This is a genomic window from Streptomyces sp. NPDC059255 (assembly GCF_042752355.1).
GTDB lineage: Bacteria > Actinomycetota > Actinomycetes > Streptomycetales > Streptomycetaceae > Streptomyces.
Window position 1 is genome coordinate 1 of record NZ_JBHYZP010000075.1, and the last position, 14,181, is coordinate 14,181.

2 protein-coding genes are annotated in these 14,181 nt (G+C 71.5%); both read right to left on the reverse strand.

The genetic code is table 11. The annotated features are described in order from the left end of the window. Nucleotides 1-10,116, reverse strand: a 10,116-nt coding sequence (locus ACFXKG_RS40600) for an amino acid adenylation domain-containing protein (RefSeq protein WP_384850464.1), incomplete at its 3' end; no start/stop codon positions are given. Nucleotides 10,117-10,248: 132 nt separating this feature from the next. Then, nucleotides 10,249-14,181 (reverse strand): amino acid adenylation domain-containing protein (locus ACFXKG_RS40605; RefSeq protein WP_384850467.1); only part of this gene is annotated, 3,933 nt, incomplete at its 5' end.

A 14,181-nucleotide genomic window follows, 5' to 3' on the forward strand; every position in this document is an offset into this window, starting at 1 on the left:
CAACGCCACCACATCCCCATGCGTCACCCCCACACCCTTCGGCACCCCCGACGACCCCGACGTAAACATCACATACGCCAAAGAATCGGACGACAGCCGACCGGACAGCGACTCCCGCCCCCGATCGGGCCTTTCCTGCCCTGCCGGCTCCACGGAGACCCGAACCGTCGCCACGCCACCGACCGTGTCAACACTCCGGTCGGTCAGCACCAGCAGAGCGCCGCTCCGCTCCACGACATCACGCAGTCGCTCCTCCGGATATCCCGCATGCAACGGAACGTACGCACCGCCCGCCTTCAGCACCGCGAGCATCGCCACCACCACGTCGACCGACCGCTCCAGCAGCAGTCCCACGCGGGAGCCACCTCGGACGCCGTGCGCCGCGAGTGCCCGCGCAAGCTCGTCCGCGCGGACATCCAACTGGGCGTACGTGAGCGAGACTTCGCCGCATTCGACCGCGACATCGTCCGGCCCGGCGGTGACCCGTCCGGCGAACGCCTCCGGAATGGAGACGCGCGGGGACTCTCCCGGCCCGCGGCTCCACTCGCCCAGCACCTGTGCCCGCTCGGCCGCGCTCAGCAGATCCACGTCCCCGACCGGCGCCTCGGCGTGCTCGATCAGCCGCGTGACCGCGGTCGAGAGGTGGGCCGACAGACGTTCGGCCGTCGCGAGGTCGAAGAGTGCCGGATCGTACGCGAGTGTCATGTCCAGCCCGTCACCGACGGCCGCGGCGATCAGTGTCAGGGCATAGTTGGTCGACTCGATGGCCTCTGCCGCGCGGATGCCGATGCCGTGCCGCTCGGCTGCCGCCTCGTCCACGGGGTAGTTCTCGAAGACCACCAGGCTGTCGAAGAGCGAGGCACCGGCCGGTACGTCCGTGTCGATGTCCGACAACGCCACATACTCGTACCGGCGCGACTCGGCCTGGGTGTCCTGGACCTGTCGCAGCCAGTCCGCGACCGACTGCCCGGGGGCGGCCGTGACACGGACGGGGAGGGTGTTGATGAACAGGCCGAGGATGTTCTCGGCGCCCGGCAGATCCGCCGGGCGGCCGGAGACCGTCGTACCGAACACCACGTCCGGCGATCCCGCGTACTGCGCGAGCACCAGCGCCCACGCCCCCTGGACCAGGGCGTTGGCCGTGATCCGGTGGTGGCGTACGAAGCCGCTCACCCGCGCGGACACCGGCTGCTCCAGGGTCACCGGGACCCGCGCGCTCGACTGCCCGCGCCGGGCCTGCTCGGGTACCCGGTCGTACGGCAGCGGGACCGGCTCCTCGAAGCCGGCCAGCACGCCACGCCAGTAGTCACCGCCGACCGCCCGGTTCTGCTCCGTGAGCCACCGCACGTAGTCGCCGAACGCGCCCCGTGAGACGGGAGGTTCGGTCGCGGTTCCGTCGAGGACCGCGTACTCGGCCAGTACGTCCGAGAGGAACGCGGCGGTGCTCCAGCCGTCGAGGAGAAGGTGATGGAAGGTCCACACCACGCGGACCGTCCCGTCCGAGGTACGGGCCAGGGCCACCCGCATCAGCGGGGCGGAGGTCAGTTCGATACCGCGAGCGCGGTCCGCCCGGAGGAAGTCCCCTAGCAGGGACTCCTGTTCGGCGTCGTCGGCGCGTGTCCAGTCCAGGTGGAGCATGGGCACGGTGACCCGGCGATGCACCACCTGGACCGGCTCACCGACCGCCTCCCACACCAGTGACACGCGCAGGGCGTCGGAGCGGTCCACGGTCCGCTGCCAGGCACTCGCCAGCCGGTCGGAGTCCGTGACCCCGTCCAGGGTGAAGGCGAACTGCTCCACGTACGCGGGAGAATCGGGCTCCGCCAGCGCGTGGAAGAGCATGCCCGACTGGAGCGGCGTCAGCGGATAGATGTCCTCGACGTCCTGAGCGGCGCGGCCGCTGCCGCGTACGATCCGGTCCACCTCGGTCTGTGTCAGCCGCGCCAAGGGGAAGTCCGACGGCGAGCAGCCGCCCGCCTCCGGCTCGGCGCAGTGTGTCACGAAAGCGGTGAGCTGGGCGGCGAAGCCGTCCACCAGGGCCCGGACCGTCTCCTCGCGGTGCAGGCCGGCCGAGTAGTGCCACGAGAAGACGAGCCGGCCGTCAAGGAGTCCTGCCGTGATGTCGAGGAGGTGGGGACGGTTCTCCCGAGTGCTGTGCTCGCCCCCGGGGTTGAGGGTGGCCGAGCGGTACCAGCCATCCGTGCCGCCGCCCGCCGCCATGTCGAGTCGGCCGAGGTAGTTGAAGCTGATCAGAGGATGAGGGTGCTCGGCGAAGACATCGCCCAGATAGCGCAGCGCTCCGTACCCCACACCCCGGTCGGGAACGGCGCGCAGCTGCTCCTTCACCGATGTGACGGCCGCTCCCCAGTCGTCACTGTCGGGGAGGGCAAGGGCAACCGGGTGGATGGAGGTGAACCAGCCGGCCGTACGGGTCAGATCGATGTCGTCGAAGATCTCCTCGCGGCCATGGCCTTCCAGATCGACGGCCGTCCGGTCGCACCCCGTCCAGGTACGCAGGGTGCGCGCCAGGGCCGTCAGGAGTACGTCGTTGATCTGGGTACGGTAGACAGCGGGGACCTGCTGGAGGAGGCCTTCCGTCGCCTCCCGTGTGAGTCCGCCGGAGACGACCGCCTGCACCGCGACGGTGTTGTCGCCGTCCGGACGGTCGAGCGGTACGGTCGTTTCCGCGCCCTCCAGAACGGAGTTCCAGTACGGGATCTGGGCGTCGAAGCCACCGGCCGCCGTGTGCGCGGCGAGCCGCGCCGCCCACTGCTGCACGGAGGAGGTCTTCGGCCGCGGAACGGCGGGGGCGCCTGCGACGGCGCGGGCGTAGCCGGACCTGAGGTCTTCGAGGAGGATGCGCCAGGTCACGCCGTCCACGAGAAGGTGATGGGCGACGATGAGCATCCGTACGGACCGTTCGGTCCCTTCGGTCCGTACGGTCTCTTCGGTTCGTACGGTCCGGTCCGCGTCATCGGCGCCTCGCGTGCCCACGAGGACACGGAACAGCGGACCGCTGTCCTCCAGGCTGAAACCGGCCTGAGCCGCGTCCTTCAGGCCCTGCCAGGTCACCGTCCGCGGGCACGGGGCTTGAGCTTGAGATTCGGATTCGGATTCGGATTCGGATTCGGATTCGGCGAGGTCGTGAACCGTCAGGATGCCGTCGATGTCCGCGTCGGGGGCTATCCGTCCCGTCCGGTGTCCGTCCGGTCCGTCCGGCCCTTCCGTGAACGTCATCCGCAGGACGTCGTGCTGAACGAGCAGCCCGCGCACCGCCTCGCGGAGAGCCGACAGGTCGGTGTCCGCCGGGAGTTCGACCTCCATGGACATGTTGAAGTGGGCGGGGTGGACGGTGTGGGTGGCGAAGAACCACTCACGGACAGGTGTCGGGCCCACCTCGCCCGACACCACACCCTGGTCCGCCGACACCGCGGTGACTGACCCGGTCGCCCCGGCCCCCGCGGCGAGCGCGGAGACGGTCTGGCGGGCGAAGACGTCGCGGGAGGTGAGCTCGAAGCCGGCCTGCCGGGCCCGGGAGACGACCTGGATGCTCAGAATCGAATCACCGCCCAGGGAGAAGAAGTTGTCGTCGACCCCGACGCGTTCCACTCCGAGGATCTCGGTCCAGATCTCCGTCAGGACCCGTTCGGCCTCGGTCCGGGGGGCGACATACGCGTCTGCGGGCTCGTCGGAAGGGGCGGGAAGCGCCCTGCGGTCGACCTTGCCGCTGGCGTTCACCGGCAGTGCGTCCAGCACCACGAAGACCGAAGGCACCATGTACACCGGCAGCTCACGCGCCGCGAAGTCCCGCAGCCCGTCCACGTCGACGCCGTCCACGTCTTCGCCGTCCACGCCGCCCCCGTCCGCGGCACCCGCGGCGGGCACGACGTAGGCGACGATCCGCTTCGCTCCTGGACGGTCCTCACGCACCATCACCGAGGCTTGGGCCACCGCGTCGTGCCGACCGACCACCGCCTCGATCTCACCCAACTCGATGCGCAGGCCGCGTACCTTCACCTGATCGTCACCACGGCCCACGTACTCCAGCTGGCCGTCCTCACGCCAGCGCACCACATCGCCCGTCCGGTACAGCCGGCCTCCCGAACCGAACGGGTCGGCGACGAACCGCCCGGCGGTCAACCCACCACGCCCGTGGTATCCACGCGCCAGCCCCAAGCCCGCCACGTACAGCTCGCCGGGCACGCCCACCGGCACCCGCCGCAGCCAGCCGTCCAGCACCGCCACCCGCGCGCCACCCACCGGAACACCGATCGGCGGGACCGCCCCCGGCCCCGCACCACCGGGGAGCTCCCCGCTGATCGACGCCGCGATGGTCACCTCCGTCGGGCCGTACGCGTTGAACATCCGGCGCCCCGGCGACCACCGCTCGACCAGCCCCGCACCCAACGCCTCGCCACCCGACACCAGCGCCTTGAGCGCCGGCAGCTCGCCCGCCGGAACACTTCCCAGCACCGTCGGCGGCACCAGGGCGTGCGTCACCTCCTCACCCGCGAGCACGTCGAACAACTCGCGCCCCGCCAGGGCCCGGCCGCCCTCCGGAACGACCAGTGTCCCCCCGCCGCCCAGCGCCATCAGCAGCTCCATCACGGAGGCGTCGAAGCCCGCCGACGCCAGCTGCAGCACCCGCGACGAGCCGTCCAGCCCGAAACGCTCCACGACGGCGGCGACGAAGCCCGCCACGCCCGCGTGCGACACCACCACGCCCTTGGGCACACCTGTCGACCCGGACGTGTAGATCACATACGCGGCGGACAGCAGGGACACCACCGGGGCGACACCCGCACCGGGCCCCATCCCCGCACCAGGCCCGGGGGCCGCGCCGAAGGCCGGCAGCCCTGCCAGCCATTCCTCCGTCATCACCAGTGTCACGCCGCTGTCCGCCCGCACGAACTCCGACCGCTCCACCGGCCACTCCGGGTCCAGCGGCACATACACACCACCGACCCGCACCACCGACAGCAGCGCCACCAGCCAGTCCACACCCCGCGGCAGACACACCCCCACCCGGGTCTCCACCCCGACGCCCTCGGCGACCAGCCACCCAGCCAGCCACTCCACCCGCTCGGCCAACTCCCCGTACGACAAAGAGATTCCGCCACACACCACCGCGGTCCGGTCGGGAGACGACGTCACGCGGGACTCCACCAGGCCCCACAGGGAGACCCCCGCCGCACGACCGCCCACCCCCGACACGCCCCAGTCGCCGGCCAGCGCATCCCGCTCGGCACCCGACACCAGCCCCACACCGCACAGCCGGCGCCCCGCGCCGCCGCCCACGACCACACCGGCCAGCTCCAGCCAGTGACGGCACACCCTCTCCACCAGCACACCGTCGAACAGGTCCGTGCTGTATTCGGCCGCCGCGAGCAGCCGGCCGTCCTGCTCGGAGAACGCGAACGTGATGTCGAACTGGGACGCGTCCCTGACCGACGGGATCGCCTCGGCCCGCAGGCCGGGCAGGTCGAACTCCGCGCGCGGCGTGTTCTGGAGCACGATCATGGCCTGGACCAGCGCGGTCCTGCTGGTGTCCCGCTCCGGGGAGAGCTCCTCGATCAGCTTGCTGAACGGGACGTCCTGGTGGGCGAAGGCGTCCAGTACGGTCGTACGGACCCGGGAGAGCAGCTCCTCGAAGGTCTCGGACTCGTCGATCTCCGTCCGCAGAACGAGCGTGTTCACGAAGAACCCGACCAGGTTTTCCAGCTCCGGCCGCTCCCGGCCCGACACACCGGTGCCGAGGGCGATGTCCGTCCGGCCGCTGTAGCGGGCCAGCAGGAGCTGAGTCACCGCCGTGAGCACCATGAACAGGCTGGCGCCCCGGTCACGGCCGAGCGCCGTCAGGCCGCGCGTGAGCTCTGCCGGGACCTCGAAGGTGTGCAGGGCGCCGGCCGACGTGCGGACCGCCGGGCGCGGCCGTGACGTCGGCAGCTCCAACGGCTCCAGGCCCGCCAGCCGCGCGCGCCAGTAGTCGAGTTGGCCGTCCAGCGCGGCGCCGGCCAGCCGGTCGCGCTGCCAGACGGCGTAGTCGGGGTACTGCACCGGGAGGTCGGGAAGGGCCGGGCGCTCTCCCCGTACGGCCGCGGCGTAGAGCTCGCTCAGCTCGCGGGTGACGACACCCATCGACCAGCCGTCCGTAACGATGTGATGCATCGTCAGCATCAGCGTGTACGTATCGTCGCCCTCGCCGGTCGTGGCGAGCAGTACGCGCAGCAGGGGCCCGGTCCGCAGGTCGAACGGCTCCGCCGCCTCGGCGCGGAGTACGGCGTCCAGTTCGGCGTCCGTGGCGGGGGCGGCTGTCCGTACCGGCACCTCCACCGTGTCGTGGACCAGTTGGGTCCCCCTGCCGTCCACCGTCTCGAAGGTGGTGCGCAGCGCCTCGTGGCGGGCGACGAGGCCCGCGACGGCGGTGGTCAGCGCGGTGCGGTCCAGGGTACCGGTCAGCCGCAGGGTGCCGCAGACGTTGTACTCGGCGGCGCCGGGCGCGAAGTCGTCGAGGAACCAGAGGCGTTCCTGGGCGTAGGAGAGCGGCAGCCGGCCGTCTCGCGGCGCCGGGGCGATCGGCTCGTACCGGCCGGCCGTGGTGGCGCGTACGTCCGCGACGGCCGTCGGAGCCGCGGACGGCTCGGCACCGACCCCGGCTCCGGCCTCGGCCGCGAGCAGGCCGTCCACAGCGGCGGCGAGGTCGGCGAGCCGCGGCGCCTCGAAGAGGTCGCGTACGGTCAGTTCCGCGCGCAGGCCGTTCCTGATCCGGCTGATCACCCGGGTGGCGAGCAGGGAGTGTCCGCCGAGCGCGAAGAAGTCGTCCTCGGCGCCGACCCGTTCGGTTCCGAGCACCTCGGCCCAGATGGCCGCGAGCGCCGTCTCCGTCGCGGTGCTCGGCGCGACGTACGCGGCGGAGTCCGCCCAGTCGGGGGTGGGCAGCGAGCGGCGGTCGAGCTTGCCGCTGGAGGTCAGCGGAAGGGCGTCGAGCGGAACGAACGCGGCGGGCACCATGTAGTCGGGCAGACTCTGCCGGACGAGGTCGCGCAGTGTGCGCGCCGCCGGCAGGGAGTGCCCCTCGGCCGGTACGACGTAGCCGGCCAGCCGCGCCGTGCCCTGACCGTCCTCCCGTACGACGACCGCGGCATCGGCGACGGCGGGGTGCAGCCGCAGGGCGGCCTCGATCTCGCCGGGTTCGATACGGAAGCCGCGCACCTTCACCTGGTCGTCCGCGCGTCCGAGGTGTTCCAGGGTGCCGTCGGTGGCCCAGCGGACGAGGTCGCCGGTGCGGAAGAGCCGCCCCGAGGCGTCGAACGGGTCGGCGACGAACCGTTCCGCCGTACGGTCGGGCCGGTTGGCGTACCCGCGCGCGAGCCCGGCTCCCGCCACGTACAGCTCGCCCGGCACCCCGCGCGGGACGGGCCGGAGCCTCGCGTCGAGCACGTACACCTGGTTGTTCCAGACGGGCCTGCCGATCCGCACGTCCGGTCCGTCCGCCTCCCACACCAGGCTGTCGGCGCTGATCTCCGACGATCCGTAGAGGTTGAGCAGCCGTGCGTGCGGCAGCCGTGCGCGGAAGCGGGCGGCGAGGGCGCGGCTCAGTGGCTCACCGCTGCTGATCCAGCTGGTGCAGGAGGCGAGGGCGGCCGGGTCGACCTCGTCGAGGAGGACCGACAGCAGGCTGGGGACGAGGGTCAGCCGTTCGACGCGGTGGCGCTCGACGAGTGCCGCCAGGGCGAGGGGGTCCTTGGCCTCGTCGTCGGAGGCGAGGACGATGCGGCCGCCGTGCACGAGGGTGCCGAGGATCTCCGTCGCGCTGTCGAGGAAGCTGACGGAGCTCTTCGCGCACACCACGGCGTCGCGCCACTCGGGGTAGGTCTCGGCGAACCACGCCCAGCGGCTGAGCAGCCCGCCGTGGAGACCGAGGACCCCCTTGGGCCGGCCGGTGGAGCCGGAGGTGTAGATCACGTAGGCGCTGTTGCCCGCGGCGACGGCCACGTCGGGGGTACGGGTCGGCAGCCCGGCGATCCGCTCGCGCAACCGGTCGACGTGGACGACGGTGCGGAGTGTGACCGAGGCGTGGGGGGTGACCTGGGTGTGGGGGGTGGCCTGGGTGTGAAGTGTGTCGGGGGTGTGGGGTGTGACGGGTACGTCATGGCCGCTCGGGGTCGCTTCGGGCAGCAGCCCGGCGAGCGAATCCACCGTGACCGCGACGCGGACGCCGCTCTCCGCGAGCATCCACGCGACGCGGTCGCGCGGCAGCGCCGGATCCACCGGCAGGTAGGCGCCACCGGCCTTGAGGACGGCGAGGATGGCGACGACGAGATCGGTGCCGCGCGGCAGGCAGATCGCGACCGGTTCCTCGGGGGCGACTCCGCAGTCGAGCAGGTGGTGCGCCAACTGGTTCGCACGTGCATGGAGTTGGCGGTACGTGAGGGTCTCGCCGCTCACGCCGGTGAGGGCGGGCGCGTCGGGCGTACGGGCGGCCTGCTCGGCGAAGCGCGCCGGTATCGTGCCCTCGGCCGCCTCGGGACGGGTGTCGGACTTGCCGTCGGCGAGGAGACCCGCCAGTTCACCGGGGGCGAGCGGCGCGGCTTCGGCCAGTGGCCGTCCGGGGTCGGTGACGACGGCGTGCGCCAGGGCGATGAAGTGCCGGCCCATGCGTTCGACGGTGGCCGCGTCGAAGAGGTCGGTGCTGTACTCGATCGCGCAGTGCAGTTCCTCCCCGCTCTCCTCGAATTCCCAGCTCACCTCGTACGGTGATTCCTGCCGGGCGAGAGTTCCGCGCTCGACCCGCAGGCCCTCGAAATCCCCCGACTCGGTGGGGGTGTTCTGGAGCACCACCATCGACTGGACGAGTGGTGTACGCGAGGTGTCGCGTTCCGGAGCGAGGATTTCCACCAGCCGCTCGAAAGGAACGTCCTGGTGTTCGAATGCCTCCAGTACGGTTTCCCGTACCTGGGCGAGATAATCGGTGAACGAACGGCTCTGATCGATCCGGGAGCGCAACACGAGAATATTGATGAAGAAGCCGACGAGATTCTCCACCTCGGCGCGCTCTCGTCCGGGTACTGCGGTGCCGACCGCGATGTCGTTCCGGCCGCTGCGCCGGGCCATGAGGAGCTGCGTCACGGCGGTCAGGGTGACGAAGAGGCTGGCGCCCCCGTCCTGGCCGACGCCGCGCAGCCCGGCCGCGACATCGGCGGGCAGCGTGAAGGCATGCACGGCGCCCGAACCCGAGCGGGCGCCCGAAGCCGAGTCGGAATGCGCGGCCTCGGCGGTCGCCCCGGCGGTCGCCTCGGCGGTCGCCCCGGCGGTCGCCCCTGAGGTCGGGCGCGGCCGGTCGGTCGGCAGCTCCAGGGGCTGGATGCCGTCCAACTGGGCGCGCCAGTAGTCGACATGGCGGCCGAGCGCGTCGCCGGAGAAGCGGGTCCGCTGCCAGGCCGCGTAGTCCGCGTACTGGACGGTGAGCGGCTCAAGTCCGGCCGCGCCGAGGTCTCCGCGCAGAGCGGCGGCGTAACTCGCCCTCACTTCACGGACGATGATCTCCATGGAGGCGCCGTCGGTGACGATGTGGTGCATCGCCAGCAGGAGCCGGTGTGCGTCCTGACCGACGCGAACGAGCAGGACGCGTACCAGTGGGCCGGTCGCCAGGTCGTACGGTTCGGCCATCGCGACGGAGATCAGCCGGTCGCACTCCTCCTCCAGGCCCTCCCGTGCCTCCCCCGACGCCGTCAGGTCGACGTACGTGAACGGCAGTTCCATCGCCGGATGGACGATCTGCCGCGCCACGCCCTCCTCCGCCGCGAAGGTGGTGCGCAGCGGCTCGTGCCGCGCCACGATCGCGTCCAGCGCGGCGCGGAGCGCGGCGACGTCCAGCGTGCCGGTCAGCCGCAGGCTGAGCCCCGAGTTGTTCTCCGTGGAGTCACGCTGGTACTCCGTCATGAACCACAGCCGCTGCTGGGCGAAGGAGAGGGGGAGTGTCCCGTTCCGGTCCACCGGCCCGATGGTGTTGCGGTTCCGGCCGCTCGCGCGCCCCGCGAGCCGGCTCCGGAGTTTCTCCTGCACGTGTTCCGGCAGCGAACTGATCCGGGCCTCGCGCGAAGACGCGGCGTCCATGGAAAGCTCCCTCATATCCACATCATGAAAACAAGCAGGCAGAAGCGCGCGTGCGCGGTCGACGGAACCGGATGTCTCCCGATCCCGTCGACGCGCACGCGGATAACGCGTTGGTGTGTGTCCGGGCCTCTCCTAAAGGGCCACGTCCTCGCCATTCTCGATTTCCGCGATAATCAACTCCTCGACCTTCCCCGCGAGTTGGCCAATCGTCGGGAAGTCGAACATCACACGCGCCGAGGGGTCGATGTCGAACACTGTCCGGACCCTAGCAATCACGCGAAGACTGAGGACCGAGTTTCCGCCCAGGCTGAAGAAGTCCTCCTCGACCCCCACCTGCCCGGGCTCCAGTCCCAGCACCTCGGCCCAGATCTCCGCCACGGCCTCTTCCGTCGGGGTGCGCGGCGCCACGTACGTGTTCCGGCCGCCGTACGCGGGGGCGGGCAGAGCACGGCGGTCGAGTTTGCCGTTCGTGGTCAGCGGCAACCCCTCCAGCACGACGAACGCGGCCGGGACCATGTACTCCGGCAGCGCCGCGGCCAGCGAACGGCGCAGCGCGCTCTCGTCGAAGTCCCGCGCGTCCCCGAAGTCCCGTGCGCCTGTGCCCTGTTCCGGAGCGCCCGGGTCCCCGCCTGCCGGGCCATGTCCCGGCACGACGTACGCCACCAGCCGCTGGTCGCCGGGCTGGTCCTCCCGTACCACCACGGCACCTTGCGCCACGCCCGGGTGGCGCACGACCAGGGCCTCGATCTCGCCCAGCTCGATGCGGAAGCCGCGGATCTTCACCTGGTCGTCGTTGCGCCCCAGGTAGTCGAGGCTCCCGGCGCTGTTCCAGCGTGCGGTGTCGCCCGTCCGGTACATCCTGGTCCCGGGCGGACCGAACGGATCCGCGACGAAGCGTACGGAGCTGAGGCCGGGCCGTTCCAGATAGCCGCGCGCCAGACCGCCTCCGGCGATGTACAGCTCGCCCCGGACGCCCGGCGGCACCGGGCGGCAGGACGCGTCCAGGACGTACGCGCGCAGGTGGGGCAGCGCGCGGCCGATCACACTTCCCGCGCCGGCCGCGGCGTACGCCGGTTCCGCCCGGCGGCTGGTGACATGCACGGTCGTCTCGGTGATCCCGTACATGTTGACGAGGACGGGCCCGCCGTTGCCGGACCGCTCCACCCACCCGGCGATACGCGTCCAGTCGAGCGCCTCTCCGCCGAACACGACAACGCGCAGGGCGAGTTGATCGCGCGCGCCGGGCTGCGCGTCGATCTCTTCGGCGAGCCGGTAGAACGCCGAGGGGGTCTGGTTGAGTACGGTCACCCGCTCGTCGGCGAGGAGCCGCGCGAAGTCCGCGGGCGCGCGGGCCACGTCCCTGCCGACCACGACCAGCCTGCCCCCGTAGGCGAGGGCGCCCCACAGCTCCCACACGGTGAAGTCGAACGCGTAGGAGTGGAACATCGTCCAGACGTCGTCCGCGCCGAAGGCGAACTCCTGCTCGGTCGCGGCCAGCAACCGGGCCACGTTCCCGTGTGAGACGACCACTCCCTTGGGCCGTCCGGTCGATCCGGAGGTGTAGATGACGTACGCGGCCGCCTCGGCGCGGACGGCCGACGCGGGCGGATCTCCGGGGCCGGCGGCGAGCGCCCGCAGCGTCTCGGGGGCGTCCAGCACCACCGTACGGGCGCCACCCGGCCCGTCGGGGATCGCGCCTGCGGTCTCCCGGGACGTGACCACCAGCTCGACCGAGCTGTCCTCGAAGATGTACTCGATCCGGTCGGCCGGCGACGCCGGATCCACCGGCACGTAGGCCCCGCCGGCCTTCAGCACGGCCAGGACGGCGACCACCAGATCGACCGAGCGCGGCAGCACCAGCCCCACCCGGGACTCGGGGCGGACCCCCCGCGCGGCCAAGTGTGCGGCGAGCCGCGTGGCGCGCGCGTCCAGCTCGCCGTAACCGATGGTGGCACCTTCGTACGTCACGGCGGGCGCGTCCGGCGTGGCACGGGCCCGCTCCTCGAACATGGTGAGCGGCGACACGGCGGGGGTGCCCGGGTCCCCACTCCCGTTCCAGGTGTCGAGGAGTCGGGCGCGCTCATCGGCGGAGAGCGGGTCGTACTCCCGGAGGGCCCGGGCGGCCGGCACGTCGGCAGCGAGCAGGTCGGCAGTCAGCAGGTCGGCCAGGGTCAGCCAGTGCCGGACCATCCGCGCGATCGTGGCCTCGTCGAACAGATCACTGTGCACCGCCACGGCCTCCAGGCCGCCGTGCGCGCCGGGCTGGAACTCCAGGTGGAGATCGAACTGCGCGGTGTCGCGCGGCGGCAGGAACTCCTCCGCGCGCACACCCGGGAGGTCGAAGCCGGCCCGTGGCGTGTTCTGGAGGACGAGCATGGCCTGCACGAGGGGCGTGCGGCTCGTGTCCCGCTCGGGCGACAAGGTCTCTATCAGCGTGCTGAACGGTACGTCCTGGTGTGCGAAGGCGTCGAGGACGGTGCTCCTCACCTCTGCCAGGAACGCGCCGAACGTGCGCGACTCGTCCACCCGCGAGCGCAGCACGAGAGTGTTGGCGAAGAAGCCCACCAGCCCTTCCGTCTCGGCCCGCTCCCGGCCCGACACGACCGTGCCCAACGCGATGTCCGCACGGCCGGTGTAGCGCGCGAAGAGCAGTTGCGTGACCGCGGTCAGCACCATGAACAGGCTCGCGCCCTCGCGCTGCCCGGCCCGTACCAGCCGTTTCGCCAGCTCCTCCGGTACGTCGAACGCGTGCAGCGCCCCCGCGGCGGACCGCACCGCGGGCCGAGGCCGGTCCGTCGGCAGCTCCAGCGGCTCCAGACCATCCAACTGGGTGCGCCAGTAGGCCAGGTCGTCGTCCAGGGACGACCCGGAGGCGAGCCTGTCGCGCTGCCAGACCGCGAAGTCGGGGTACTGCACCGGCAGTACGTCGAGGTCGGGCTCCTCGCCGCGTACGGCGGCGGAGTAGAAGGCGCTCAGTTCCCGCGTGATCACCCCCATCGACCAGCCGTCGGTGACGATGTGGTGCATCGCCAGGACGAGAACGTGCTCCTGCTCGGAGACGTCCGCGAGCAGCACCCGCAGCAGGGGCCCCGTACGCAGATCGAAGGGGATGGAGACGGCGATCGCCAGCGCGTCGTCCAACCCGGCCGACCGCAGCGGCACTTCGACGGAGTCGTGCACGATCTGCACACCCCGTCCGTCGACGGAGTCGAAGGTCGTCCGGAGGGATTCGTGCCGGGCCACCAGCCGCGAAACCGCGGTCAGCAGTGCGTCCCGGTCGAGATCCCCGGTGAGGCGGAGCGCGGTGACGACGTTGTACTCGACGCCGTCCCGGGCGAAGTCGTCCAGGAACCAGAGGCGTTCCTGCGCGAACGACAACGGCAGGCCGCCCGCCGTCCGGGGAGCCGGAGCGATGCCGGCCTCCTCGGGCTGAGGGTGTACGGCTTGGGCCAGGCGGGCGACGGTGGGGTGGTCGAAGAGCGCGCGCGGCGTCAGTCCTGCCCCGAGAACCGCACGGATCCGGGAGGCCACGCGCAGGCTGGAGATGGAGTCCCCGCCCAGTTCGAAGAAGTCGTCCTCGACCCCCACCCGCTCCACGCCGAGAACCTCGGCCCAAACAGCAGCAAGAGTCCTCTCCGTCTCGGTGCGCGGAGCAACGTACTCGTCCCCGGCCTCGAAAGACGGCTCCGGCAACGCCCGCCGGTCCACCTTCCCATTGACCGTCAACGGCAACGCCTCCAGCACCACGAACACCGACGGCACCATGTACTCCGGCAAGGAAGCTGCCACGTACTCCCGCAGACCGCCCACGTCCAGATCCCCGTCAGCCACCACATACGCCACCAACCGCTTCACACCCGGCCGATCCTCACGAGCCACCACCACAGCCACACCCACCGCAGCATGCCGGACCAGCACCGCCTCGATCTCACCCACCTCGACACGGAAACCCCGCACCTTCACCTGACCGTCACCCCGGCCCAGGAAATCCAGCCGACCATCCCCACGCCACCGCACCACATCACCCGTCCGGTAGAGCCTGCCTCCGGAACCGAACGGATCCGC